This window comes from Actinocatenispora sera, assembly GCF_018324685.1.
In the GTDB taxonomy this organism is placed as follows: Bacteria; Actinomycetota; Actinomycetes; order Mycobacteriales; family Micromonosporaceae; genus Actinocatenispora; species Actinocatenispora sera.
Genome location: NZ_AP023354.1, coordinates 6,457,216 through 6,483,118 on the forward strand (window position 1 = coordinate 6,457,216; position 25,903 = coordinate 6,483,118).

Here is a 25,903-nt window from a genome sequence, read left to right on the forward strand (position 1 = left end):
CGGCAGGTACGGATGGTGCCCGCCGTTCCCGTGGCCGTGCCCGTGCCCGCGGCCGCCGGATGGGGCGCCGCCGCCGTGACCGCGGGATGGGGCGCCGCCGTGGCCGTGCCGCCGCAGGCCGCCGCGCTGGTGAGCGCCGGCCTCCGACGACCCGTCGACAGCACCCGGCTCGGACGAGCTGTCGACAGCGCCCGACTCGGACCAGCCGGCGGTAGCGCCCGACTCGGACCAGCTGGCGGTAGCGCCCGACTCGGACGGGCCGGCGGTAGCGCCCGACTCGGACCAGCTGGCGGTAGCGCCCGACTCGGACCAGCTGGCGGTAGCGCCCGACTCGGACCAGCTGGCGGTAGCGCCCGGCTCCGACGAGCCGGCGGTAGCGCCCGACTCGGACGAGCCGGCGGTAGCGCCCGGTTCGGACCAGCTGGCGGTGGCACCCGGCTCCGACGAGCTGTCGGTTGCGCCGGGCTCGGGGGAGCTGTCGGTTGCACCGTGCGGGTGAGCGTCCATGGCCGCATTCTGCCCGCCGTGCGCGGCCGGACCGGTGGTACCGGGCCGGAACGTTCCCGGCACCGGTACGAGCGTGCCGGAGCCTTGACATCCGACCTTTGACTGCGCAATTGTGCTCAATCATTGCCTGATGCGACCAGCTTTGGGCAGCCCGCGTGGAGAGGAGCAATCCATGCGTTCCCGTACCGCACGCGCACAGAGATCCCGCCTGCTGACCGCCCTGAGCGCGGTGGTGGTCGCCGCCGGCTCGTTGGTGGGCGCCACCGCACCGGCGGCCGCCGCGCCCGCACCCGCGGTGGTACCGCACGCCACCAACGGCGACGACCTCGCGCCGACCCCGCCGATGGGCTTCAACGACTGGGCCGGCTTCGAGTGCAACAACCAGATGAACGAGCAGCTGTTCGTCGACACCGCCGACGAGATCGTCCGGCTCGGCCTGGACAAGCTCGGCTACCACTACGTCAACATCGACGACTGCTGGATGCAGCACGACCGGGACGCGAACGGTCACCTGCAGATCGACCGGACCCGGTTCCCGCACGGGCTCAAGTGGCTCGGCGACTACATCCACTCCAAGGGCCTGAAGTTCGGCATCTACGAGGACGCCGGGTACAAGACGTGCCAGGGCGCGGCGGGCAGCTACGGCCACTTCCAGACCGACGCCGACGACTACGCCGCATGGGGCGTGGACTACCTCAAGCTCGACTACTGCTACCAGCCGACCGACCAGTTCCCCGGCAAGTCGGCGGCCGAGGTCGCGCACATCGTGTACCACGAGGCGAGCCAGGCGCTCGCGAACACCGGCCGCAAGATCGTGTTCAGCGAGTCGGCCCCGGCGTACGTCTGCTGCTCCGGGCCGAACTTCGACGACGAGCTGGGCTGGCTGGCCGACGAGGGCCAGCTGTGGCGCTACGGCTCCGACATCGCCGACAACTGGGACTCGGTGCTGCGCAACTACGCCGAGGGCAACACCCCGGGCCTGGCCGCCTACGCCGGGCCGAACCACTGGAACGACGCCGACATGCTCGAGGTCGGCAACGGTGGCATGACCACGAACGAGTACCAGGCGCAGATGTCGGTGTGGTCGGTGCTGGCCTCGCCGCTGCTGTTCTCCACCGCGCTCAAGGGCGCGTCGGCCGACACCGTCCGCATCCTGTCCAACGCCGACGTGATCGCGGTCGACCAGGACCGGCTCGGCGTGCAGGGCACGATCGTCAAGTCCACCGGCGACGTGGACATCCTGTCCCGGCCGCTGGCCAACGGTGACCGGGCCGTGGTGCTGTTCAACAAGGGCCCGGACGAGCAGACCGCGTCGGTGACCGCGGCACAGGCCGGCTTCACCGGCTCCGCGCACAGCTACCGGCTCACCGACCTGTGGTCCAAACAGGTCACCTCGACCGCCGGTACGATCGCCGCCTCGGTGCCGGGCCGCTCCGCCATCCTGTACCGGGTGCACCGCAACGCCTCCCCGAGCGTCCCACCGTCCACAGTGGTCGGTGTCGACGGGCACGGGTACGCCGCGGGCACGACCACGCCGACCACGGTGACGCTGACCAACAACGGCACCAGCGCGATCACCGACGTCACGCTGCGACTGCAGGTACCGGACGGGTGGACCGCGAGGCGCACCGACGGTGCGCCGGCCCGGGCCGTACCGCCGGGCGGGTCGTCGACCGCGCACTTCGACGTCACGCCGAACACCCCGCCACCGGGCGCGATGCTGCACCTGACCGGGAGCGCCGGGTACCGCTGGCAGGGGTCGGGGCAGCGCGTGTCCGGCGGGCTGGACTTCGCCTCGCCGACGCCGTACCCGGGCATCGACGCGGCGGCGAACAACGTCGGCATCACCGACGAGTCGAACCCGGCGCCGGGCAACTTCGACGGCGGCGGGAACAGCTACTCGGCGCAGGCGCTGGCCGGGGCTGGCCTGACGCCGGGCGCCAGCCTCACGCACGACGGGCTGACCTTCCACTGGCCGTCCGCTGCGGCCGGTACACCGGACAACGTGGCCGGCGGCGCCCGCAAGGTGGCCGTCGACGGTACCGGCACGTTGGGCTTCCTCGGCTCCGAGGCCGGCTTCGTCACCGGCTCGGTGACCATCACGTTCACCGACGGGACGACCCAGCAGGCCGACCTGTCGTTCCCGAACTGGTGCTGCAGCGACACCACCGGCTACGACATCGTGGCCACCGTCGATCACCGCAACACCCAGTCCGGCCCGGCGAACTTCGGCGTGCAGTACCGGATCTTCTACGTCGGGGTGGCACTGCCGCCGGACAAGACGGTGGCGAGCGTGACGCTGCCGGCGCAGTCCGCGATCCACGTGTTCGCGGTGGCGGCCGGCTGACCGCCCCCGGCTTCTCGTTGATCAAGGGATCGGTGCACGCAATCCCAGCAGGATCTGCACCGATCCCTTGATCAACCGCATTGGCGGCGACCGTCTACTGTGGACTGTCGGCGGTGAAGGTCACCGGGTCGCCGAAGCCGAGCGCGTCGATGCCGTACTCGTGCAGCGCGCCGACCGCGAGCGTCCGGCGGTACGCGGAGAAGTTCAGCACGTGCGCGATCATCTCGCCGTAGCTGAACGTACGAGGCGGATCGCAGGTCACGTCGACGAACGTGGTGTCCTCCTCGCCGCGGGCCCGGATCCCGTTGGCCAGGTCGAGAAACGCCGGCCCCGCCACCGCGTACCGGCGGCGCAGCGCCGGCAGCGTCCGTTCGGAGTCCGGCAGTTCGGAGCCGATCGGGTCGCCGCCCGGCGGCCGCTGGCCCTGCACCGCGGCGGTCCACCGTTCCTTGGTGGACACCAGGGTGTGCAGCAGGCCGCGCAGCCCGTCGCCGGCGTCCAGCGCGTCGACGCTCATCGTGATGGGCCGATCCAACACCTCGTCCGGCAGCGTCTCGGCGTGCCGCAGGATCTCGCCGACCAGCCAGTTGTCGTGGGCCAGGATCGTGGTGGTGACGTCCATGCTGGACCTCCTCGGGTCGCCGGGCACCCGCAGGTTGCCCGGGGGATGGAAATGAATGCCGTTGGGGGCGGGCAGGTGTACCCGGCTGCCCGGGTCGCCGTGCAACGCCGACGGTGGCCGCCCGTACGCCCGGCCGAACGCCCGGGTGAACGCCTCCGGCGAGCCGTAGCCCGCGCGGTAGGCGACCTCGGTGACCGGTGCGCCGTCGCGCAGCTCGCACGCCGCGCGCTCCAGCAGCAGCCGCCGCCGGAACCCGCCCGGCGCCTCCCCGATCGCCGCTGACACCAGCCGATCGAAGTGGTACCGGGACAGGTACGCGCGGGCCGCGAGCGCCGCGCCGTCCGTCTCGTCGCCGGCCTGGTCCGCGACGCTGTCGACGATCACGTCGAGCAGGTCGCGGAGCCGGTCTCGTCCCGTATCCGACATGAGTCCATCATCGGCGGCGGCCCGGCCCGCCGCCTGATCCTGCTTGCGGTACCGCCGGTCATCGCGATTCGCCCACCTGGGGCGAGGCCCACCAAACAGGCGGTATGCACTCGGGCCCGCCGCCGGTTGCGACGCGCCTACGGTGACGGCCGGCAGACCCGGTTGGCGGCACCGCCCGGAGCCTCGACGGTCGTCCCCCACCTTTGCGTGCGGAGCCCTAAGGTGACCTGATGGGGCACATCATCGGGGTGCACACGCTGGTCTACGCCGACGATCCGGAGGCGGCGTGGGCGTTCTTCCGCGACGTGCTGGAGTGGCCGTACGTGGACGCCCACGGTGGCTGGTTGATCTTCGGTACCGGCCCGTCCGAGCTGGGCGTGCATCCCACCCGCGAGGACGGCAGCCAACCGCTGCACGAGATCACGCTGATGTGCGACGACATCGAGCAGGCGGTGGCGGACCTGACCGCGCGCGGCGCCCGGTTCACCCAGCAGGTCGAGACCGAGAGCTTCGGCCGCACCGCCCGCGTCGCGGTGCCCGGCGCCGGCGACATGCTGCTCTACCAGCCGACCCACCCCACCGCGTACCAGCGGTGACCACACAGTCCACTGTGGACGATCAGGTGATGAAGCGCCAGCGGCCGGCGTCGGCCACCGGCCGGTAGCCGATCCGCTGGTAGATCGCGTTCGAGGTCGGGTTGGCCAGGTCGGTGAACAGCGTGCAGGCCGCCGCGCCGGCATCCAGCGCGGCCTGGCTGGTCGCCGCGACCAGCGCGCTGGCGTAGCCGCGGCCGCGCAGTTCCGGCGGCGTGTACACGGCACTGACCCGGACCACGCCCGCCGCCGGCGGCGACGTCCAGTTCATCGCGACGGGCCGAACGCCCAGCCCGGTGCCGGCCCGGTCCTCGTCGGTCCAGACCCACAACCGGCCCGCCGCGACCCGCTCTGCCAGCCGCGCGTCCGGCACCTCGGTGCCGGTCTCCGCCGCGAACGCCGACACCCAGCCGGACAGCACCGGCAGCTCCGCCGGTACCGCCGGGCGGGCCGCGCCGCGCGCGCCGGCCGCTGGCGTGACGGCGTCGAGACGGTAGATCCGTTGCGCCATCCACAGTTCCGCCCGGACGCCGGTCGCCGCCGAGTATCGGGCGACGAACGGGTCACCGGACACGCGCGGGCCGACCACGCCGCCCAGCCGGGCCGGCCGGGCGAGGCACCAGTCGGCCACCGCGGCGACCGCCTCGGCCGGCATCGCGGCGAGCAGCAACTCGTGCGGCGGCGTCCGCACCGCCACCCCGAGCAATCCGCCGTCGTCCGCACAGACCCGCAGCCACCAGGCGTCCGGCTCGACCGGTACGGTGCCGTCGACGCGCTGGCCGACCAGCGACGCGGGTACCGCGTGCAGCACCGGGTCGGCGGCGAGCCAGTCACCGGCCCGCTGCCGGAACACCGTCACGTCCTCGTCCCGGTACACCCGTGTCATGACCACAGCCTGCCCGTCGCGCGGCGCACCGGCCAGGGGGATTCGGACACAGAGCCTGGCGCGGCGCGGCGGTCGTACGGGAGGGGTGGACCGCCGCGCTCCGTCCTCAGGGCTGATCGCCGGGCTCGGTCCTCGCGGAAGGGTGACCGCCGCGCCCGTCGCACCGGCGGGGTGAATCGTCGCGCCCGTCGTACCGGCGGGGTGAATCGTCGCGCCCGTCGTACCGGCGGGGTGAATCGTCGCGCCCGTCGTACCGGCGGGGTGAATCGTCGCGCCCGTCGTACCGGCGGGGTGAGTCGTCGCGCCCGGGTTGTCCGGGAACGGCGCCGGTCGCCGGGCGGGCGCTCCGACGTAGGCTCGGGGAATGCGGATTGCGGTGGCGGCCGACTCCACCGACGGGGTGGCGGCGATGCTGGTCGACGAGCTGGGCCGGCGCGGTCACGAGGTGCTCGTGCACGGCGCGCTCGCGGCCGGCGACCGGGCCGACTGGGCGTGGTCGGCGGAGGCGGCGGCCCGCGACGTGGCCGCCGGCCGGGCCGAGCAGGCGGTGGTCTGCTGCTGGACCGGCACCGGCGCGTCGATCGCCGCGAACAAGGTGGCAGGGGTGCGCGCCGCGCTGTGCGGCGACGCGTACACCGCGACCGGAGCCCGCCGCTGGAACGACGCGAACGTGCTCGCGCTGAGCCTGCGTACGGTGTCGGAGCCGACGCTGGTGGAGATCCTGGACGCCTGGTTCGCCGGGGCGCCGAGCAGCGATCCGGAGGACGCGGCGAACGTGGCACACACCGCCGACATCTGACCGCCCGGACCGGCCACCGGCTCGCCGCAGCCGGCATCGATCGAGGAGCGCGCGGATTCGAACCCGGCCTCCCGGGCGGCCCCGCGGCGATCTCAAGGCGCCGTGGCCGGCTCCGCGGTCGGTCGATCGACGTCGCGGGCCTGCGCGAGGCGGGTACGGGCGTGCTCGTGCGCGACGGTGAGCGCGTCGGCGGCGGCGGTCGCGACGTGCGGCACCACGCCGGTGCCCTCCCAGTCGGTGCCGGTGATCGGGTTGATCGCGCGGCAGGTGGGGATGCTCGCCTCCAGGTGCGGCCCGAGCCGGACCCCGATGCGCGGGTGCGCGCCACCGCCGGTGGTCTCGCCGACCAGGGTGGCGCGCCCGGTGTGGCGCAGGTCGTACGCGAGCTCCTCGCCGCCGGAGAACGTCTGGTGGCTGGTGAGTACGTACACGGGACGCTGCGTGCCGTAGTGCGGGCCGGGCACGTGCGGCAGCGTCCAGAACTGGATGGTGGAATCGGTGCCGCGGTCGTACACGTCGTTGAGGTGTGTCTCGGCCGGCAGCAGGTAGGTGAGGAAGTACGCGACGGAGCCGGGATCGCTGCCGGTGCAGCCCCGCAGGTCGAGGATGAGTGCGTCGGTGTACCGCAGGATCTGCATCGCCGCGGTGATCTCGTCACCGACCAGGTGCACGCCGAACAGCGCCGGCGAGATCTCCAGCAGGCCGATGTTGCCGTCCAACCGCTCGATCCGGCCGATGCCGCTCATGGTGCGCTGGACCCGGCGTTCGTAGAGCGCCTCGGCGATGGCGTGCTCGTCGCCGTCCTCGGGGATCGGTTCGGTGTGGTGGATCAGCCGCAGGTGCCCGTCGTCGTTTCCGCGCTGCAGGTCGGCGGTGACCAGCTCGGCGAGGGTCGCCTCGTCCGTGGCGGCGGCGTACCGGCCGGCCGCGGCCGCGGCGGCCAGCTGCGCGGCGATCTTCTCGCCCAGCTCGGCGAAGACGTACCGGGTGGCGACGAGTTCGCCGACCTCGGCCAGGATCCGGTCGATGTCCGCGGGTTCCATGGCTTCCTCCGTTGGTCGTGCCGGCCCGGCGCGACGCCCGGCCGCGGCAAGTAGAGCAGACCGGTTGACAAAGCGTCAAGACTTCCGGACACTTTCCTGGTGATCGAACCCGAGGACTCCCTGCGGATCGAGACCGCCGCCCAACACCGGGCTCTGGGACATCCGCTCCGCCAGCGGCTGCTGTTCTCGCTCGGCCAGCAGCCCGCGACCACCAGCCAGCTCGCCGCCGCGCTCGGCATCGCGAAGGGCAGCGTCGGCCACCACCTCAAGACCTTGAGGGAGGCGGGTCTGGTTCGCGTCGTGGAGACCCGGCAGGTGCGCGGCGGCACCGAGCAGTACTACCAGCGCACCGCCCGGCGGATGGACCTCGACGACCCGAGCCACGCCGCCACCTCCGCCATGCTCACCGGCCTCGCCGACGAGCTGTCCGTGGCCGACGACGATCCGCTGCTCGTGCTCCGGCACGTACGGCTGACCGACGCGCAGGCGCACCGGCTGCGCGCGGCGCTGGCGGAGATCGCCGAGAGCGCCACCGACGACGGTGCCGAAGCGCCCCGGCACGGCCTCCTCGTCGCCATGTACCGGCAACGCGACGCCACCGCCGCCGACCCGAGCCGGGCCCGCCCCGCCACGCCGCACGCAGGTGCCGCGTCAGCCGGCCCTTCGGCATCCCCGGCGAACCCCGCAGCGGACAGCTGACCCATCCGCCCGGTGTGCGTTCGGCCCAGCGGAGGCTCGATCAACCACGCCGGGCTTCGCCGACGCTTCGGGCGGTGGGTCGGCCGGCGCGCGGGGAGGGCGGTGGGGCGGCCGGCTCCCGGGCGGACAGCTGGGCCCGGGTGGGCAGCAGCAGCGGGGTGGCGAGTAGGAGCACCCCCGCCACGGTGATCGCGGTGCGCGGGCTGGTCACCGTCGCGAGGATTCCCCACAGCGCGGTCAGGCCGGCCTGGACGATCTTGCCCGCGGCGCTCCAGGTCCCGAGCAGCGGGGCGGCGTGGCCGGTCGGCGCCCGCTGCAACCGTTCGGTGGCGTGGATCGGGTTGTACACGCCCATGCAGGTGATCAGCAACGCCTCGACGGCGATCACGACCAGCAGGCCGGCGAGCCCGGGCCGCACGAACGCCAGCCCGACCGGGAACAGCGCGCGCAGCCAGCCGGCGACCCGCAGCACCCGGTACCGGCCGAACCGGGCGGCGAGGCGGGCGGACAGCCGGGCGCCCAGGAACCCGCCCAGCGCGGGCACACCGAAGGCGAGGCCGTACTGCCAGACCGGCATCCGGTAGCGGCCGAGCAGCAGCACGGACAGCAGCGGCATCCCGGCCACGATCAGCCCGCCGACGAGTACCGAGTTGGCGAACAGCCGCCGCAGCACCGGGTCACCGGCGATGGACCGCGCGCCGGTGAGCAGGTCGGCGCCGCGGGCCGTGCCGCGGGGCGTCACGACGTCGCCGCCCCGGATGCGCAGCACGCCGAGCGCGGACAGCAGGTAGCTGAGCGCGTCCGCGGCGACGGTGGCGACCGGGCCGAGCAGCCCGACGAGCGCCCCGCCGAGCGGCGGTCCCACCGCTGTCGCCACCCAGCTCGTCGCCTCGAACCGCCCGTTCGCGTCGAGCAGAGCGGTACCGGCGGCGAGGTGCTTGAGGTACGCACCGGACGCGGCGGTGAACGCGATCCCGGCGGCGCCGGAGACGACCGCGACGGCCAGCAGCTGCCCGTACGAGAGCAGGCCGAACAGGTGGCAGATCGGGATGCTCGCCAGCGCCGCGAACCGGACCAGGTCCATCGTCACCAGTACCGGTCGCTTGGCGTGGTGCGCCACCCAGGGCCCGAGCGGGAACGCCACGAGGGCCGCAACGGCGAGGCCGGCCGCCTCCAGCAGCGACACCGCGAACGCCGGCGCGTGCAGCACCCGCACCGCGATCAGCGGGAACGCGCCGAAGGCGAGCCACGTCCCGTACGTGCTCACCGCGTACGCCGCCCACAACCGGCCGACCTCGTTGCCCACCCGTGCCCGCATCCCGCTCCCCTGCCACAACCGACGTTCGTGCGCCCGGATCAGATCAGCAGCGCCGGCACGGGATCAAACAACCGTCGTCCCGGCGAGCCACAACCGTTGGTTGGATCCGAACAGGACGGGCGGCGGTGCGCCCTGCCGTAGGCTGCCGCGGTGGACACCGAAGCGATGCGGTCGTTCGTACGGGCGGCCGAGCTGGGGCAGTTGCAACGCGCCGCCGACGAGCTCGGGGTCAGCCAGCAGGCGGTGTCGAAGCGGATCGCCGCGCTGGAACGCGAACTCGGCGTCCGGCTGTTCGTGCGTACCGCCCGGGGCGTCGAGCCGACGCTGGACGGCCAGGCGTTCCTGCCGCACGCGCGGGACATCGTCCGCGGCGTCGACCGCGCGGTCACCGCGGTACGGCCGGGCTCGCGGGCGCTGCGGATCGACGTGCTCGGGCTGCGGTCGGCCCAGGCGGTGGTGCTGCACGACTACTGGCGGGCGCATCCCGGCCTCGATCTCGACGTGGTGACGCTGCGGGTCGAGGACCCGCAGGTGGCGGTCGATGCGGTCCGGACCGGCGACGTGGACGCGTCCTTTCGTACCGTGACCGACCGCGCCGGACTGCCGCCGGAGGTACGCCAGGTGCCCGCGTTCGACTCGCCGCTGGAGCTGCTCGTCGGCCCGCGCCACCCGCTCGCCGGTGCGCGGACGCTGGCCCCGGCGCAGCTGCGCGGGTACCGGATCTGGCTCCCGGGCATCAAGCCGCGCAGCGAGTGGGAGAGGTTCTACGACGAACTCGTCGCCGCCTTCGACCTGCGCATCGACCCGACCGGGCCGAACTTCGGCAGCGAGGTGTTGCTCGATGCGATCGCCGACTCCGCCGACGTGGCGACCCTCGTCGGCGCGCGCGACCGGTACGCCTGGCCGGCGAGCCACGACCTGCGCCGCATCCCGGTCGCCGGCCCGACCCTGGCGTACCCGCTCTCGCTGCTGGTACCGAGCGCCGATCCGCACCCCGGGTTGCGGCCGATACTCGACCACCTGGCCGGGCTGACACCGCCGGCCGAACCGGTCTGGCACCCCTCGTGGGCGTCGCACGCCGGGTGACTTCTGTCGGAATCATCGAAAGTTATTGACCTCGACAGCAAAAGGCTTTTAGCGTTACCGAGTCCGCCACGACGTCCTACGGAGGCACCATGCTCGGTGTCCAGCTGTACTCAGTCCGCGACCGCCTCGCCGCCGACCGTGACGCCACGCTGCGCCGCGTCGCCGAGCTCGGCTACCAGGCGGTCGAATGGTTCAACCCGACCGACGATCCCGCCGGCCTGCGCACCCTCGCCGCCCGGCACGGCCTGACCGTGTGGAGCACGCACGCGCCGCTGCTCGACGACGCCGACGCGATCCTCGACGCCGCGACCACGGTCGGCACCGACACCGTCGTCGTCCCGTGGCTCGACCCGGACCGGTTCGCCGACCGCGCCGCCGTCGAGCAGACCGCACAGCGGCTCAACGACGCCGCGAAACGCGCCGCCGAGCGCGGCATCGCGGTCGGCTACCACAACCACTGGTTCGAGCCCGCGCAGCAGGTCGACGGGCGGCCGGCGCTGGAGGTACTGGCCGGCGCGCTGGACGACGAGGTGTTCCTGGAGGTCGACGTCTACTGGGCCACCGTCGGCGGGCTCGACGTCCCGGCGCTGCTGGGCCGGCTCGGCGAGCGGGTCCGCTACCTGCACGTCAAGGACGGCCCGGCCACCACGCCCGAGGCCGCGATGACCGCCGTCGGCGCCGGTACGCTCGACATCCCGGCCATCCTCGCCGCGGCGCCGCAGGCCCGCCGCATCGTCGAGCTCGACCGGTGCGACACCGACATGTTCGCCGCGCTGGCCGACAGCATCGGTTACCTGCGCGAGGTGGCCTCGTGACCGCGGGACCGGTCGGCGTCGCGGTCGTCGGCTGCGGCACGATCTCCACCCAGTACCTGGACAACCTGACCGCGTTCCCGGACGTCCGGGTGGTCGCCTGCACCGACCTGGAGCTCTCGCGAGCCCGCGACGCCGCCCAGCGGTACGGCATCCCGGTGGTGGGCGACACCGCCGCGGTGATCGGCCACCCGGACGTCGAGATCGTGGTCAACCTGACCATCCCCGCGGTACACACCGAGGTCGCGCGCGCCGCGGTCGCCGCCGGCAAGCACGTGTACTCGGAGAAGCCGCTCGCGCTGGCGCCCGACGACGGGGCCGCGCTGCTCGCCGCCGCCGACGCCGCCGGAGTCCGCGTGGCGAACGCACCGGACACGTTCCTCGGCGCCGGGTTGCAGACCGCGTACCGGATGATCGCCGAAGGCGCCATCGGTACCCCGCTGACCGCGCTGACGCTGATGCAGAGCCCCGGACCCGAGTCGTGGCACCCGAACCCGGCGTTCCTGTTCCAGCGCGGCGCCGGCCCGCTGTTCGACATCGGGCCGTACTACCTGACCACGCTGGTCGGTGCGTTCGGCCCGGCCCGGTCGGTGGCCGCGGTCGGCCGGCGGGCCCGCAACAGCCGGGTGGTCGGCTCCGGTCCGCTCGCCGGTACCGCGTTCGAGGTGGAGGTGCCGACGCACGTCGCGGCGCTGCTCGACTTCACCGGTGGCCAGGCCGCGACCAGCGTGCTCAGCTTCGACTCGCCGCTCGCCCGCGCCGGGTTCGTCGAGATCACCGGGTCCGAGGCGACCATGGCGCTGCCCGACCCCAACACGTTCGGCGGCACCATCAGGCTGCGCCGGGCCGGCGACGACGACTGGTCCGCGGTACCGGCGAAGGGGCCGGACGCCGGCCGCGGCCTCGGCGTGCTCGACCTCGCCCGCGCGCTGCGGGCGGGCACGCCGCACCGCGCGTCCGGCGAGCTGGCGCTGCACGTACTGGAGCTGATGACCGCGATCGCGCGCTCGGCCGAGGACGGCGCCTTCGTCCCGATCGACTCCACCTGCACGGCGCCGGCGCTGCTCCCGGACGAGTTCGACCCGTACACCGCGACGCTGTGACCAACGGCCCGGCCCGTCGAGCACGGGTCGGGCCGACCGACCGCGCCCCACCGATCCGGTGGCCACCCGCCACCGATCCGGCTCGACGTGATCCGCCGGAACCGAGCCAGCGTGGCCACCCGCCACCGATCCGCCTCGACGTGATCCGCCGGAACCGAGCCGGCACGGCGTGGCCGCTCGATCCGATCGGCCGCAACCGAGCCGGCGTGGCGTGGCCAGTCGGCACTGATCCGGCTTGGCATGGTCCCGCGGCGTCGCCTTTGTCCACAGTGGACTGGCGGTCAGTCGAGCAGGTTACGGTCCAGCCGCCGGGACATCGCCCGCAGCGCCGCCTCGGCCCGGGCGACCACCTGATCCTGGTCGTCCGCGACGGCCTCCCGCAGGGCCGGCGCATGCTCGGCCTCGCCGACCACGCCCAGGGCACGCGCCGCCGCGATCCGCACCCGGGGTACCGGATCGGACAGCAGCGGCACCAGCCGATCGCCGGCCGCGCCGATCTCGTGCGAGATGACCACCTTCGCCACCATCTCCCGTACCCGCCAGGCCCGGTCACCGAGCGCGTCGAGCACCGCCGGGATCGCCGCGTCGTCCCACACGTAGACCAGCGCACGCGCCGCCCAGACCCGCGGCCAGTACAGCAGGGACGGGTCGTCCTCGGGGGTGCGCAGCCGCATCTCGTTCTCGGCCGACGCACCGGCCAGCCAGACGATGAACTCGACCTCGGCGAACGGGTCACCGTGCTGCAGCAGCGCCACGCAGCGCGCCACCATCTCGTCCGTGCCGAGCCGCTGCTCGGTGGCCCGCGCCAGCTCCGCCGGTGTCGCACCCATCCGCCCAGGTTGCCACAGCGACGGCGGAAACGCGTTGAAGGCGTTCGCCGGCGCGGCTAGCGTCGGCTGCCATGCGCGATATCAGTACCGCGGCGGCGCTGCTCGCCGCGCTCGGTTCCGCCGACCGGCTCGCCCTTCTCACCGCGGTCGGTACCGGCCGCGCCGGCACGGTCACCGACGCGGCGGCCGAGACCGGCCTGCCGGTACGGCGGGTGCTCAAGGAGGCCGCCCGCCTCGCCGACTGCGGACTGTTGCGCCTGGACGGGCAGCGGGTGTCCGCCGACCTCGCGGTACTGGCCGGGGCCGCCGACGCGCTGGACGCGGCGCAGCCGACGGCAGCGTTGCTGGCCGACGACCCGGTGCTGGCGCGGCACTTCCGACACGGTCGGCTCCGCGCCGTCCCGGAGGACCTCGCGCTGCGGCACCGGCTCGCCGACCTCGCGGCCACCCTGCTGCCACCGGACACCACGCTGACCGAGACCGAGGTGAACGCCGCGCTGCACGAGCTGTACGACGACCACGCCGCGCTGCGCCGGCTGCTCGCCGACTTCGGTCGCGTCACCCGGGACGGCTCCGCCCGCTACCGGGTCGTACCTCCGGCCGACCGGCCACCGCTGCCGGGTTGACCCGCGGCACCGACGGTCACCGGCCCCGCGGAGCCTGCCCAGGGCGGCGCCGTCGGCCCGACGGCGCACCAGCGCACCAGCGCCCGGACCGGCGGGCACGACGACACCGCCCGGACCGACGGGCGCGATGACACCGCCCGGACCGGCGGGCGGCGGTGGCGCCGTCCTCGTCGGGCCGGCTGGGCACGCCCCGCCGCCCCGGCCGGCGGTCGGCGTGTCGTCAGTCGTTCGAGCCGAAGGCGGCGTCGAAGGAGGCGGCCGGCGGCTCGATCGCGGCGAGCTTGCGGACGAACGCCAGCGCCTCGGGTGCGCCGGTGAGCCGGTCCATGCCGGCGTCCTCCCACTCGATCGAGATCGGCCCGTCGTAGGAGATCGCATTGAGGGTGCGGAAGCACGCCTCCCAGGGCACGTCGCCGTGCCCGGTGGAGACGAAGTCCCAGCCGCGCCGCGGGTCGCCCCACGGCAGGTGCGAACCGAGCCGGGTGTTGCGGCCGTTGAACTGCTTCTTCGACTCCTTGCAGTCCACGTGGTAGATGCGGTCCTGGTAGTCCCACAGGAAGCCGACCGGGTCGAGGTCCTGCCAGATGAAGTGCGACGGGTCGAAGTTGAGCCCGAACGCCGGCCGGTGCCCGATCGCCTCCAGCGCCTTGGCCGTGGTCCAGTAGTCGTAGGCGATCTCGGTCGGGTGCACCTCGTGCGCGAAGCGCACCCCCTCGGCGTCGAACACGTCCAGGATCGGGTTCCACCGGTCGGCGAAGTCCTGGTAACCGCGCTCGATCATCGAATCCGGAGTGGGCGGGAACATCGCCAGCGTGTACCAGATGGACGAGCCGGTGAAGCCGACCACGGTGGACACGCCGAGCGCGGCGGCGGCCCGGGCGGTGTCCTTCATCCGTTCCGCGGCCCGCTGCCGCACCCCTTCGGCGTCGCCGTCGCCCCAGACCGCGGCCGGCACGATCGCCTGGTGCCGCTCGTCGATCGGGAAGTCGCACACCGCCTGGCCGACCAGGTGGTTGGAGATCGCGTACACCGAGAGGCCGTGCTCGGCGAGGATCCGCTTCCGTCCGTCCACGTAGGACGGATCGGACAGCGCCTTGTCGACCTCGAAGTGGTCACCCCAGCAGGCGATCTCCAGCCCGTCGTAGCCCCACTGCGAGGCCAGCCGGCACACCTCGACGAACGGCAGGTCCGCCCACTGGCCAGTGAACAGCGTGATCGGTCGCGCCATGGCGCGTGCTCCCTTCGTACGGTCGACTCGCGGGAGTCGGGAGTCCTCAGTGGACAGTGTTGGTCCAGGTGCTGTCGCGGGCGCTGCGGCCCACGGCGTCGAGCACGCGCTGGGCGGCGAGGCCGTCCTCGAACGACGGGCGTACCGGATCGCCACCGCCCACCGCGGCGAGCAGGTCGCGGGCCTGGTGGGTGAACGCGTGCTCGTAGCCGAGCAGGTGCCCCGGCGGCCACCAGGCCGACAGGTACGGGTGGTCGGGCTCGGTGACGAGGATCCGGCGGAAGCCCGCCTCGGCCGACAGCTGGCCGCCGTCGTAGAACTCCAGCTCGTTGAGGCGTTCCAGGTCGAACGCGAGGGTACCGAGGGTGCCGTTGACCTCGATGCGCAGCGCGTTCTTGCGCCCCGTCGCGTACCTGGTCGCCTCGAACGTGCCGACGACACCGCCGGAGAGCCGGGCAAGGAACAGCGCCGCGTCGTCGACGGTGACGGGAGCGTTGCCGGTACCGCCGGGCAGCGGTCGCTCGGTCACGAACGTCTCGGTCAGCGCGCTCACCGACTCGAACTCGGCACCGGTGAGGAACCGTACCGCGTCGATCACGTGCGCGCCCAGGTCGCCGAGCGCGCCGGAACCGGCCCGGTCCGCCGACAGCCGCCAGGTCCACGGCGCGGCCGGGTCGACCAGCCAGTCCTGCAGGTAGCAGGCGCGTACCTGGCGGATCCGGCCGATCCGGCCCGCCGCAACGAGATCGTGCATCAGCGTCACGGCCGGCACCCGCCGGTAGGTGAAGCCGCACATCGCCACGGTGCCCGCATCCCGGGCGGCCGCGGCCATCGCCTCGGCCTCGGCCACGGTGTTCGCGAGCGGCTTCTCGCACAGCACGTGCTTTCCGGCGGCCAGCGCGGCGATCGCGATCTCGGCATGCGTGTCGCCGGGCGTGCAGATGTCGACCAGCTCGACGTCGTCCCGGTCGATCAGGGCGCGCCAGTCGGTTTCGGTGGCGGCCCAACCCAACCGGCTCGCCGCCGCCTCGGTACGCGCCGGGTCGCGGCCGCAGATCACCGCCATCCGCGCGGTCACCGGCAGGTCGAAGACCCGGTTGACGGTACGCCAGGCCTGCGAGTGCGCGGCACCCATGAACGCGGTGCCGACCATCCCGACGCCGACGGTGCGGCCCCGGGCGCCCTCGTCGCCCGCCCGATCCCCGCCGGCTGCGACGTTGCGGCGAGCCCGGTCGACTTCGCCGGCACCGCTCCGGCCGACCCCGTCTACAGTGGACACGCGGTTGACTCCGTCAACGCTGGACACACGGCCCGCCTTTCCTCGATGCGCTCGATCACGACTGCCGGAAGACCAGGTCGCTGGCGAGCTTCGCGGCGCCGAGGGCACCGGCCCGCTCGCCCAGTTCGGACACCACCAGCGGCAGGTTGCCGGTGGCCAGCGGCAACGACCGCCCGTACACCACGGCGCGGACCTCGGCGAGCAGCCGGTGGCCGAGCCCGGCCAGGCCGCCGCCGATCACGATCATCGACGGGTTGACGAAGCTGACCAGGCTCGCCAGTACCCCGCCGAGCGCGGCACCGCCGGCCCGGATCAGCGCCACGCTCGTCGCGTCGCCGGCCGCCGCGGTCTGCCCCACGTCGTACGCGCTGAGCGTGCCGTGCTCCGCCAGCCGGGCGGCGAGCGGTTCGGACCGCCCGGCCCGCGCCGCCGCGACCGCGTCCCGGGCCAGCGCGGCGCCGCCGAACACCGCCTCCAGGCAGCCGGTGTTACCGCAGGCGCAGACCGGGCCGTGCGCGACGACCTGCATGTGGCCGATGTCGCCGGCGCAGCCGTCCTTGCCGCGGAACACCTCGCCGCCGAGGTGGATGCCGCAGCCGATGCCGGTACCGAGCTTGACGAACAGGAAGTCGTCGACCGATCGGGCCACTCCCCCGTAGCCCTCCCCGATCGCCATGATGTTGACGTCGTTGTCGACCACGACCGGGCAGTTGTGTTCGTGCGCCAGCATCTCCCGCACCGGGAAGCCGTCCCAGCCGGGCATGATCGGTGGCGACACCGGCACCCCGTCGCGGAAGCTCACCGGGCCGGGCAGTCCCACACCGAGCCCGTCGAGCTGGCGGTACGCACCCTCCGCGCGCAGCTTCTCCAGCAGGTCGGTGACCACCCGCAGGACCGGCCGCGGGCCGGACCGGATGTCGACCGCTTCCTCCACGGCGGCGACCGGATCGAGGTTGCGGTCGGTGACCTCGATCCGTACCGAGGTGGCGCCCAGGTCGACGGCGCCGTACCGGTGCCGCGGCGACAGCTCGATCAGGGTCGAGCGCCGGCCACCGCGGGACGCCGCGGGCCCGGCTTCCCGTACCCGATCGGTCTCGGTGAGGCGGGTCAGCTCCGACAGCAGCCTGGCGCGCGGCACCGCCAGCCGGTCGGCGAGCTCGACCCTGGACAGCGGCCCGTGTTCCCGCAGCAGGCACAGCACCTGGTACGCCAGCCCCTCCGCCACCGCCGCCCCTTCGGTCGTACGCAAGCCAACTTTTGCCATCTTGAACGAAAGTAGCCGCGAACACAACCGCGGACCGGCGATCGGGCGCTCGCGACCCGGCGCCGCCGGCGCGCTGGCACGATGGCGCCATGACGGCGGTGGTGGGACTGCGCACGATCGTGGACCTGGACGAGGCGGGGTCGACCGCGCGGACGCTGTCGGCGACCGCGCGCCACGAGGCGGTACTGGCCGACGGGCGGCACGTGCTGCTGCTCGACGACCGGGGCTGGGGCGCCTCCGGCCCACCCGACAGCTGGGCGGCGACCAGCGTGGCGGACGTCGAGGCCACCGCGCGGACCGTGGTCGGCCCGGACGAGCCGTTCGCCGAGCACACCGCGGCGGAGATGGCCGCCGACCACTGGGCGCACCTCGCCGACGTCCTGCGCCGGGCCGGCGTCACCGTCGACGCAGACCGGCTGGCCCGGCTGCCGCACGAGGTCGTCCTCAGCAACCGGTTCCGCGCCCGGCTCGGCAGCCGCTGACCCCCGCCCGCCCGGGCGGCGGGCGGTAGGCTGCCCGTCGTGCCGGTGCTGATCATGTTTCTAACCATCGCCGCCGTCGGCGTGGCGTTCCTGGTGGCGACGCTGGTGCCGATCCTGCGCAGCGCCGCGGTGCGGCGCACCGGTACCCGGGTGACCGGATCGGTGACCGGCAACGACATCAAGCGGGTCGGCAACGGGGCAAGCTGGCGGGTCCCGACCGTCGGCTACACCCTCGACGGCCACCGGTACGACGCGCGACTGGCCAACTACACCTCGAACGCCGGGCTACCGGAGGGCAGCGCGGTCCGGCTCGCGGTGTCACCGAAAAATCCGTACCGGCCGGTCGCGGTCGAGCTGAGCTCGTGGCCGACCGTGTACTGGTGCCTGATCCCCATCGCCGTCGGCGTGCTCGGCGCCCTCTGCACCGGCATCCGGTAACCGCCACGGCGCCCCGGCCGGTCGACGACCGTCAGGCCGCGTTGTCGCTGCGCATGCCGTTGACCGCACCGTCGATGGGGACGGACAGCCGGTCGAGTCGTTCGGCCAGTTCGGCGGGAAGCTCCAACTCGGTGAGGTTCTGCTCGATCTGGTCGAGAGTGCGCGGGCCGACGACGGTCGAGGTGATGCCCGGCCGGCCGTGTATCCAGGCCAGCGCGACCGCGGCGGTGGAGGTGTTCAGTTCGACGGCGACCCGTCCGACCTCCTCGGCGATGCGCAGCGTCCGCTCGTTGAGCAGGCCGGCCGCCCAGCGGTGGGCCTCGGGTACGGGCGAGGCGAACAGCCGGCCCAGCCGCGTGTCGCCGGACGGACTGGTGTCGCGGTAGCGACCGGTGAGGACACCGGACCCCAACGGGCTCCATGCCGTGACGCCCAGCCCGTGCCGCTGGCAGGTCGGCAGGATCTCCGCCTCGATCGTCCGGGCAACCAACGAGTACTGGGCCTGCAGGGCGGTGAACGCCGTGCCACCGAGCCGTTGCGCGGCCCACTGCGACTCGACGATCTGCGCGGCGGTGAAGTTCGAGGCACCCAGGTACCGGACCTTTCCCGCGCGGACGAAGCCGTCCAGGGTCGCCATCGTCTCCTCGATCGGCGTCACCCCGTCCCACTGGTGGCAGTAGTAGATGTCGAGGTAGTCGGTGTCGAGGCGGCGCAGGCTCGCCTCCAACGCTCTGGTCAGGTGGACCCGGGACAGGCCGCGGTCATTCGGCCCGTCGCCCTGCGGCAGGAACGCCTTGGTCGAGAGGACCACCTGGTCGCGCCGCCGGTGGATCGCCCGCCCGACGATGCGCTCGGACTCCCCGCCGGTGTAGCCGTCGGCCGTGTCGATCATGACGTGCCCTGCCGCCAGGAACCGGTCGATGATGCGCCGCGCCTCGGTCTCGTCGCTGCTGGCGAAGTATGCCGACGCCCCGAAGTTCATCGCGCCCAGCGCGAGCTTCGAGACCTTCAGGCCGGAGCGGCCCAGCGGTTGGAAGTCCATGTGGCGTCCTCGGTCGATACAATCGGACTCGTGATTCCGCTTAGAATATACGGAACTTGCATTCCGTTTGTCAATCGGCCCACGTCATGACCGCGGACCGACCGCGCCGCGCCGACGCCGCACGCAACCGGATCCGAGTCCTGGAAGCCGCGGAGACGGTGTTCACCGAACGCGGCATCGAGGAACCGGTCGAGAAGGTGGCGCAGGCCGCCGGTGTCGGCGTCGGCACCGTCTACCGGCACTACCCGACCAAGCGGCACCTGGTCGAGGCCATCGTCGCGCGGCGCATGCGCAGGGTCGTGGACGAGGCCAGGATCCTTGCCGCCCAAGGCGATCCACGAACGGGGCTGTTCGACGTGATGAACCGGGTGATGGCCGAGGCGATCGTCAAGATGCATCTGGGCGTCACGATCGACAAGACGGGTTCCGCCGCGGCCGGTGCCGAGCCCATGGCCGAGATCGCCGGTGACCTCACGGCGGCGCTGGCGACGTTGCTCGCCCGGGCCCAGCAGGCGGACGCGGTCCGACACGATCTGGGGCCCACCGACATCCTGCAGACCTTGTACGGGCTCAGCGCCGCCGCGGAGCACTACCGCTGGAACGCCGCCGAGCGGTCGCACGCCATCGCCATCGCGGTCGACGGGCTCCGGCCCCGGTAGCCGCCCGCGCAACCGGTCGCCCGGATCTCCGGCGCTGGGCTCAGATGCGTCCGAGGACTGTGCGGCGCACGTGCAACACGTACAGCCAGATCGCGGCGAACAGGCAGCCGATCACCGCGATCGCCCAGTGCGCCACGCCCGTCGCGATGACCAGCGCCTGCAACACGATCCCGGCATACCAGGCCCAGCGCCGCTTGAGCAGCCCGATCAGCACGATCGCCAGCGCGGCCAGGATCGCCACCGCCGCCATGCCCCAGCCGGGCGCCTTCAGCATCCGCAGCGGCAACACCGCGAGCAGCAGCACCAGTGCCTCGATCGAGAGCACCCCGGCGCCGGCGCCGCGCAGCGCACCGGCCGGGTTCCGCAACCCCGACACCGGCGCCCAGCCCCCGTCGGTACCGGCCCCGGCCGGTTCGGCACCGTCGACCGCCTCGGCGCCCTCCGCGGTCTCGGTGCGATCCGCGGGCTCGGTGGACTCGCTGCCACCCGCAGGCTCGGCGGGCTCGGACCGGTCGGTGGTCTCGCCGCCATCCGCGTGCTCAGCGGGCTCGGCACCGCTCGCAGGCTCGGCGGCGCCCGCTGGAGCGGCGGCACCCGCAGGCTTGGCGCCATCCGCAGGCCCGGCGGGCTCCGCAGCTTCGGCCCGCATGCCGTTGGCCGGGGTGCCGTTCGCGGGGGTGCCGGGGGCGCCGGCGGTGCCCGGATCGCGGGCCTGGTCGGGGCGCTCGTCGGTCATCGCAGCAGCAGCTTCCGCGCGTCGGCGACGGTGACCACCGACCCGGTGATCAGCACACCGAGGCCGCCCAGTGCCGGATCCTCGCCCTGCTCGGACAGGCCGACCGCCTCCTGGATCGCGTCCGGCAGCTCGGGCTCGACGTGTACCCGGTCGGCGCCGAAGATCTCGGTGGCGAGCGCGGCGAGCTGCGCCACCGGCATCGCCCGCGACGACGAGTTGCGGCTCACGACGATCTCGTCGGCGACCGGCTCGAGCAGCTCCAGCATCGAGCCGACGTCCTTGTCGGTGAGCGCGGCGACCAGCACCACCAGCCGGCGGAACTCGAACTCCTCGGTCAGCGCGGTGACCGTCGCGGTCATCCCCGCCGGGTTGTGCGCCGCGTCCAGCAGCACGGTCGGCGAGGTGCGTACCCGCTCCAGCCGGCCGGGTGAGCTGACCTGCGCGAACCCGTCCCGTACCAGGTCGGCGGACAGGGCCCGGCCGCCGGCGCCGGCGCCGAACAGTGCCTCCACCGCGGCGAGCGACACCGCCGCGTTCTGCGCCTGGTGCGCGCCGTGCAGCGGCAGGAAGACGTCGGAGTACACCTCGCCGAGGCCCTGCAGGTTGAGCAGCTGGCCGCCGATCGCGACCTGCCGGCGCAGCACGCCGAACTCACTGCCCTCCCGGGCGAGGGTCGCCTCGACCTCGGCGCATCGCTCGACGATCGGCCGAACCGCCTCCTCGGCCTGCGCGGCGGCGATCAGCGTGGCGCCCTCGTGCACGATGCCCATCTTCTGGGTGGTGATCTCGGCGATCGTGTCGCCCAGCCACTCCGAGTGGTCCAGCCCGACCGGGGTGAGCACGCACACCGGCGCGTGCAGCACGTTGGTGGCGTCGGTGGCGCCGCCGAGCCCCACCTCGACCACCGCCACGTCCACCGGCGCGTCCGCGAACGCCGCGAACGCCATCGCGGTGGTCAGCTCGAAGTAGGTCACCGGCTCCGGGTACTCGGCGTCGACCATCGCCACCATCGGCGCGATCTCCTCGTACACCTCGACGAAGCGGCGCTCGCTGATCGACTCGCCGTCGATGGAGATGCGCTCGCGCACCGTCTCCAGGTGCGGGCTGGTGTACCGGCCGGTGCGCACGCCGTGCGTGCGCAGCAGCGAGTCGATCATCCGAGCGCTCGAGGTCTTGCCGTTCGTGCCGGTCAGGTGGATGGCCCGGAACGCGCGCTGCGGGTTGCCGAGCAGATCCAGCAGCATGATGATGCGCTCGGGCTCGAAGACCATCCGGGTGAAGCCGCGCTCCAGCAGCTCCGCGTCGACCGCCGCGAAGTCCGCCGACTCGTCGCCGCGATCAGCCACGCCCGGCCAGCCCGGACAGCGCGGCGGTCAGACGCTCGATGTCGGCGGTCGCGACGGCCTGCCGGTCGCGGATCTTCGCCACCACCGGCTCCGGCGCCTTGGCCAGGAACGCCTCGTTCGCCAGCTTCTTCGTCGTCCCGTCGAGCTCCTTACGGGCGGCCGCCAAGTCCTTCTCCAGCCGGGCCCGCTCGGCCGCCACGTCGATGCTGCCGCGGGTGTCCAGCTCCACCGTGACGCCGGTGACGGTGACGCTCGCGGTCGGCTCGAAGCCGTCGGACGGCTCGTTGAGCCGGGCCAGCGAACCGATCAGCTGGTGGTGGCCGCCGATGCCGGCCTCGGCCAGGCCGGCCAGCCGGGCCGCGACCCGCTGCCCCGGCTTGAGCCCCTGGTCGGAGCGGAACCGGCGGATCTCGGTGACCACCCGCTGCAGGGTGACGACCTCGGCCTCGGCGGCGGCATCGACCAGCGACTCGTCGGCCGTCGGCCAGCTCGCCACCATCACACTGTCCGCACCGGTCAGGGTCGACCACAGCTCGTCGGTGACGAACGGCATCACCGGGTGCAGCAGCCGCAGCAGCGTGTCGAGAACGTGCCCGAGCACCCGCCGGGTCACCCGCGCGGCGTCGCCGTCGGCGGCGAGCACCGGCTTGGCCAGCTCCAGGTACCAGTCACAGACGTCGTCCCAGGCGAAGTGGTAGAGCAGGTCGCAGACCTTGGCGAACTCGTACGACTCGAACAGCCGGTCGACCTGCGACACGGTGCGCTGCAGCCGGGACAGCACCCAGCGGTCCACAGTGGACATCTCGGCCGTCGCCGGCAGGTCGCCCTCGACGGTGGCGCCGGACAGCAGCGCGAACCGGGTCGCGTTCCACAGCTTGTTGCAGAAGTTGCGGGAGCCCTGCGCCCACTCCTCGCTGACCGCCACGTCCGACCCCGGGTTCGCGCCGCGGGCCAGGGTGAACCGGGTGGCGTCGGCGCCGAAGGAGTCCATCCACTCCAGCGGATCGACCACGTTGCCCCGCGACTTCGACATCTTCTTGCCGAACTGGTCGCGCACCAGGCCGTGCAGCACCACCTGATCGAACGGCTGCCGGCCGTCCATTGCGTACAGCCCGAACATCATCATCCGGACGACCCAGAAGAACAGGATGTCGTAGCCGGTGACCAGCACGCTGGTCGGGTAGAACCTCGCCAGCTCCGGCGTCTGCGCCGGCCAGCCGAGGGTCGAGAACGGCCACAGCGCCGACGAGAACCAGGTGTCCAGCACGTCGGAGTCCTGCGTCCAGCCGTCGCCGGTCGGCGGTTCCTCGTCCGGACCGACGCACACCATCTCGCCGCCCGGCCCGTACCAGATCGGGATCCGGTGGCCCCACCACAGCTGCCGCGAGATGCACCAGTCGTGCATGTTGTCGACCCAGTCGAAGTAGCGCTTGCGCTGCTCGACCGGGTGGATGGTGACCCGGCCGTCGCGCACCGCGTCGCCGGCCGCCTTGGCCAGCGGCTCGACCTTGACGAACCACTGCTTGCTCAACCGCGGCTCGACGGTCGTGTTGCAGCGCGAGCAGTGCCCGACGGCGTGCACGTACGGCCGCTTCTCGGCGACGATGCGGCCCTGCTCGCGCAGCGCCGCCACGATCGCCGGCCGCGCCTCGAACCGGTCCAGCCCCTCGAACGGGCCGTGCGCGATGATCACCCCGTGCTCGTCGAGCACCGTGATCGACGGCAGGTCGTGCCGCCGCCCGATCTCGAAGTCGTTCGGGTCGTGCGCCGGGGTCACCTTGACCGCACCGGTACCGAACTCGGGGTCGACGTGCCCGTCGGCCACCACCGGGATCCGGCGGCCGGTGAACGGCAGCTCCACGGTGCGGCCGACCAGGTGCGCGTAGCGCTCGTCGTCCGGGTGCACCGCGATCGCGGTGTCACCGAGCATCGTCTCGGCCCGCGTCGTGGCCACCACGATCGCGTCGTCACCCTCGCCGTACCGGATGGAGACGAGCTCACCGTCGTCGTCGGAGTGCTCGACCTCGATGTCGCTCAGCGCGGTCAGGCAGCGCGGGCACCAGTTGATGATGCGCTCGGCGCGGTAGATCAGGCCCTCGGAGTAGAGCCGCTTGAAGATCGTCAGCACCGCGCGGGACAGCCCGGCGTCCATGGTGAACCGCTCGCGGCTCCAGTCGACCGAGTCGCCGAGCCGGCGCATCTGGCCGAGGATCCGGCCGCCGAACTCCTCCTTCCACTGCCACACCCGCTTGACGAACGCGTCCCGGCCGAGGTCGTGCCGGGACTTGCCGTCCTGCTCGGCGAGCTGGCGCTCCACCACGTTCTGGGTGGCGATGCCGGCGTGGTCCATGCCCGGCATCCAGAGCGCCTCGTAGCCCTGCATCCGGCGGCGGCGGATCAGCGAGTCCTGGATGGTGTGGTCGAGCGCGTGGCCCATGTGCAGCGAACCGGTCACGTTCGGGGGCGGGATCACGATCGAGAACGGCGGCCGCTGCGACGCCGCGTCCACCCCGAAATACCCCGCCGATACCCACTGCTCGTAGCGGCGGGCCTCTACCTCGCCGGGCTGGTACGCAGCGGACAGGTCGGGCTGGGTCTGCGGAGTCACGGTCACCCCAACGAGTCTACGGAGCCCACGTCACGCGATGCCACGGGGCGCCCGCCGTCGACCGGTCCGCCCGAGGTCTGCGCAGCCGCCGTCAGCGAGGCGATGCTCGGGCGGACGGGCTTCGAGACCCGGCCGCCGCCGGCCGACCACGGGCGCGGTCGCCGAACGACCGACCACGGACCCGCGTACGCAACGTGGACAGGTAAACGTGGACAGGTAAACGTGGACAGGTAGCCGGGGCGGACGAGTCAGGGCGGACTTGCCGGGCCGGACTTGCCGGGCCGGACTTGCCGGGGCGGGCGAGCCGAGGCGGGACGAATCACGGCAAATGCGGCCTGTCGGGCTTCGTCACTTCCGGTCGTTGCCCGGTCAGGCCTCGCGCCACCACCACCGGCCCCTACCAGAAGGCCCGCGCACGCGCCGCGGGCGCACCGAGTGCAACGCCTTCACTGCCAGGGGCCGTGCGGCCCGGGCCCGTACTGCCCTGGCCCGTACTGCCCCGGCCCGTACCCGTACTGCCCGTACGGATCGGCCGGCGGCGGCTGCTGCAGCACGGTGCCGGAGCGGTACCAGGCCATGGTGTCCGGCCGGCGCAGCACGAACAGCGCGTAGATGCCGCAGGGGATGCCGGCCAGCAGGCAGCACCCGGTGAACGGCACGATCGCGAGCACCGCACCCACCGTGGACAACCGGCGGTTGCGGCGGCGCAGCATCTGCACCCCGCCGATGATCGTCGCCGGCGACAGGAACACCGTCAGCACCGGCGAGAAGAGGATGACGTACGCGACGACGTCGCTGCCGCCGAAGCTCACCTCCTGCACCTCGTCGTGCAGCTCCGACAGGCCGGCGGCCATCCAGATCGCCGCGCAGACGAAACTCGCGCCGCCGGACAGGATCAGCGCGATCGCGGCGCCGGTCACGCCACGCGGTCGGGAATGCATCGGGGCCGCTGTCGCGGGCTGGTACGGCTGGTACGCCATGATCGCAAGATAGCCGCCCGGCTCCACCCAGGCCGTCGGCCTTTCGTACCGGGCGTCCCGATCCACCGAAAGGCCGAGGCCGTAACGCCGGAACGGACGATAACGTGTCTCGGCCCCACGCCAGCTCCATCACCGGCGGCCCCG

At 73.1% G+C, this 25,903-nt stretch carries 24 protein-coding genes; 11 read left to right on the forward strand and 13 right to left on the reverse strand.

Features of this window, described 5'->3' with window-relative positions:
• The first annotated feature begins 679 nt into the window (after window positions 1-679).
• Window positions 680-2,854, forward strand: coding sequence for an NEW3 domain-containing protein (locus Asera_RS30360; RefSeq protein ID WP_169745853.1), 2,175 nt, complete (start codon window positions 680-682; stop codon window positions 2,852-2,854).
• 94 nt (window positions 2,855-2,948) lie between these two features.
• Here Asera_RS30360 and Asera_RS30365 read toward each other — a convergent pair whose 3' ends face one another.
• Window positions 2,949-3,902 carry a helix-turn-helix transcriptional regulator gene (locus Asera_RS30365; protein ID WP_035297162.1) on the reverse strand — a complete coding sequence of 318 codons (954 nt, stop codon included), beginning with the start codon at window positions 3,900-3,902 and terminating at the stop codon, window positions 2,949-2,951.
• A gap of 230 nt (window positions 3,903-4,132) precedes the next feature.
• Between Asera_RS30365 and Asera_RS30370 the strand changes: the two genes are divergently transcribed.
• A complete protein-coding gene (locus tag Asera_RS30370) occupies window positions 4,133-4,498 on the forward strand; it encodes a VOC family protein (RefSeq protein ID WP_030447009.1) in 366 nt (121 codons plus the stop codon).
• A 22-nt stretch (window positions 4,499-4,520) separates the two neighbouring features.
• Here the strand turns inward: Asera_RS30370 and Asera_RS30375 are convergent, their stop codons facing one another.
• On the reverse strand, window positions 4,521-5,381 hold the full coding sequence (locus tag Asera_RS30375) for a GNAT family N-acetyltransferase (protein ID WP_030447010.1): 861 nt from the start codon (window positions 5,379-5,381) through the stop codon (window positions 4,521-4,523).
• 364 nt (window positions 5,382-5,745) lie between these two features.
• Between Asera_RS30375 and Asera_RS30380 the strand changes: the two genes are divergently transcribed.
• Complete coding sequence (locus Asera_RS30380) at window positions 5,746-6,180, forward strand: RpiB/LacA/LacB family sugar-phosphate isomerase (protein ID WP_030447011.1); 435 nt, start codon at window positions 5,746-5,748, stop codon at window positions 6,178-6,180.
• A gap of 92 nt (window positions 6,181-6,272) precedes the next feature.
• Here the strand turns inward: Asera_RS30380 and Asera_RS30385 are convergent, their stop codons facing one another.
• A complete protein-coding gene (locus Asera_RS30385; RefSeq protein WP_030447012.1) occupies window positions 6,273-7,223 on the reverse strand; it encodes a S41 family peptidase in 951 nt (316 codons plus the stop codon).
• A gap of 99 nt (window positions 7,224-7,322) precedes the next feature.
• Here Asera_RS30385 and Asera_RS30390 point away from each other — a divergent pair, with 99 nt between their 5' ends.
• A complete protein-coding gene (locus Asera_RS30390) occupies window positions 7,323-7,922 on the forward strand; it encodes an ArsR/SmtB family transcription factor (RefSeq protein ID WP_244844088.1) in 600 nt (199 codons plus the stop codon).
• Between the two features lie 40 nt (window positions 7,923-7,962).
• Here the strand turns inward: Asera_RS30390 and Asera_RS30395 are convergent, their stop codons facing one another.
• Complete coding sequence (locus Asera_RS30395) at window positions 7,963-9,240, reverse strand: MFS transporter (protein WP_051802417.1); 1,278 nt, start codon at window positions 9,238-9,240, stop codon at window positions 7,963-7,965.
• A 150-nt stretch (window positions 9,241-9,390) separates the two neighbouring features.
• Here Asera_RS30395 and Asera_RS30400 point away from each other — a divergent pair, with 150 nt between their 5' ends.
• From Asera_RS30400 to Asera_RS30410, 3 genes are all read left to right on the forward strand, one after another.
• On the forward strand, window positions 9,391-10,326 hold the full coding sequence (locus Asera_RS30400) for a LysR family transcriptional regulator (protein ID WP_030447015.1): 936 nt from the start codon (window positions 9,391-9,393) through the stop codon (window positions 10,324-10,326).
• An 89-nt stretch (window positions 10,327-10,415) separates the two neighbouring features.
• Entirely contained in the window at window positions 10,416-11,141 is a 726-nt protein-coding gene (locus Asera_RS30405; protein WP_030447016.1) for a sugar phosphate isomerase/epimerase family protein, read from the forward strand.
• Window positions 11,138-12,241 (forward strand): Gfo/Idh/MocA family protein, encoded by a 1,104-nt coding sequence (locus Asera_RS30410; RefSeq protein WP_030447017.1) that lies wholly within the window; start codon window positions 11,138-11,140, stop codon window positions 12,239-12,241. Before Asera_RS30405 ends, Asera_RS30410 begins: the two co-directional genes overlap by 4 nt.
• A gap of 281 nt (window positions 12,242-12,522) precedes the next feature.
• Here Asera_RS30410 and Asera_RS30415 read toward each other — a convergent pair whose 3' ends face one another.
• A complete protein-coding gene (locus Asera_RS30415) occupies window positions 12,523-13,071 on the reverse strand; it encodes a HEAT repeat domain-containing protein (protein ID WP_035297165.1) in 549 nt (182 codons plus the stop codon).
• Window positions 13,072-13,142: 71 nt separating this feature from the next.
• Between Asera_RS30415 and Asera_RS30420 the strand changes: the two genes are divergently transcribed.
• Window positions 13,143-13,697, forward strand: a complete 555-nt coding sequence (locus tag Asera_RS30420; RefSeq protein ID WP_051802418.1) for a DUF2087 domain-containing protein — start codon at window positions 13,143-13,145, stop codon at window positions 13,695-13,697.
• A 220-nt stretch (window positions 13,698-13,917) separates the two neighbouring features.
• On the opposite strand, the gene Asera_RS30425 is transcribed toward Asera_RS30420, so the two are convergent.
• The 3 genes from Asera_RS30425 to Asera_RS30435 all read right to left on the reverse strand — a co-directional run bounded on the left by Asera_RS30425 (window position 13,918) and on the right by Asera_RS30435 (window position 17,468).
• Window positions 13,918-14,925, reverse strand: a complete 1,008-nt coding sequence (locus Asera_RS30425; protein ID WP_030447020.1) for a sugar phosphate isomerase/epimerase family protein — start codon at window positions 14,923-14,925, stop codon at window positions 13,918-13,920.
• Window positions 14,926-14,971: 46 nt separating this feature from the next.
• Window positions 14,972-16,078, reverse strand: a complete 1,107-nt coding sequence (locus Asera_RS30430; RefSeq protein WP_030447021.1) for a Gfo/Idh/MocA family protein — start codon at window positions 16,076-16,078, stop codon at window positions 14,972-14,974.
• A 181-nt stretch (window positions 16,079-16,259) separates the two neighbouring features.
• On the reverse strand, window positions 16,260-17,468 hold the full coding sequence (locus Asera_RS30435; protein WP_051802419.1) for an ROK family transcriptional regulator: 1,209 nt from the start codon (window positions 17,466-17,468) through the stop codon (window positions 16,260-16,262).
• 89 nt (window positions 17,469-17,557) lie between these two features.
• Between Asera_RS30435 and Asera_RS30440 the strand changes: the two genes are divergently transcribed.
• On the forward strand, window positions 17,558-17,950 hold the full coding sequence (locus tag Asera_RS30440; protein WP_030447023.1) for a hypothetical protein: 393 nt from the start codon (window positions 17,558-17,560) through the stop codon (window positions 17,948-17,950).
• A 39-nt stretch (window positions 17,951-17,989) separates the two neighbouring features.
• On the forward strand, window positions 17,990-18,388 hold the full coding sequence (locus tag Asera_RS30445; protein WP_030447024.1) for a DUF3592 domain-containing protein: 399 nt from the start codon (window positions 17,990-17,992) through the stop codon (window positions 18,386-18,388).
• Window positions 18,389-18,419: 31 nt separating this feature from the next.
• Here Asera_RS30445 and Asera_RS30450 read toward each other — a convergent pair whose 3' ends face one another.
• Window positions 18,420-19,430: an aldo/keto reductase gene (locus Asera_RS30450; RefSeq protein WP_030447025.1), complete on the reverse strand. Its 1,011-nt coding sequence runs from the start codon at window positions 19,428-19,430 to the stop codon at window positions 18,420-18,422.
• 86 nt (window positions 19,431-19,516) lie between these two features.
• Between Asera_RS30450 and Asera_RS30455 the strand changes: the two genes are divergently transcribed.
• Window positions 19,517-20,089 carry a TetR/AcrR family transcriptional regulator gene (locus Asera_RS30455; RefSeq protein WP_030447026.1) on the forward strand — a complete coding sequence of 191 codons (573 nt, stop codon included), beginning with the start codon at window positions 19,517-19,519 and terminating at the stop codon, window positions 20,087-20,089.
• Between the two features lie 40 nt (window positions 20,090-20,129).
• On the opposite strand, the gene Asera_RS30460 is transcribed toward Asera_RS30455, so the two are convergent.
• From Asera_RS30460 to Asera_RS30475, 4 genes are all read right to left on the reverse strand, one after another.
• Window positions 20,130-20,825 (reverse strand): DUF4233 domain-containing protein, encoded by a 696-nt coding sequence (locus Asera_RS30460; protein ID WP_244844090.1) that lies wholly within the window; start codon window positions 20,823-20,825, stop codon window positions 20,130-20,132.
• The gene (locus Asera_RS30465; protein ID WP_084131892.1) at window positions 20,822-22,096 is read right to left on the reverse strand and encodes a bifunctional folylpolyglutamate synthase/dihydrofolate synthase; all 1,275 of its coding nucleotides are present in this window, start codon (window positions 22,094-22,096) and stop codon (window positions 20,822-20,824) included. The genes Asera_RS30460 and Asera_RS30465 overlap by 4 nt, the downstream gene beginning before the upstream one ends.
• Window positions 22,097-22,163: 67 nt before the next feature.
• Window positions 22,164-24,785: a valine--tRNA ligase gene (locus Asera_RS30470; RefSeq protein WP_030447029.1), complete on the reverse strand. Its 2,622-nt coding sequence runs from the start codon at window positions 24,783-24,785 to the stop codon at window positions 22,164-22,166.
• 440 nt (window positions 24,786-25,225) lie between these two features.
• Complete coding sequence (locus tag Asera_RS30475; protein WP_157034901.1) at window positions 25,226-25,759, reverse strand: hypothetical protein; 534 nt, start codon at window positions 25,757-25,759, stop codon at window positions 25,226-25,228.
• Between the last annotated feature and the right edge of the window lie 144 nt (window positions 25,760-25,903).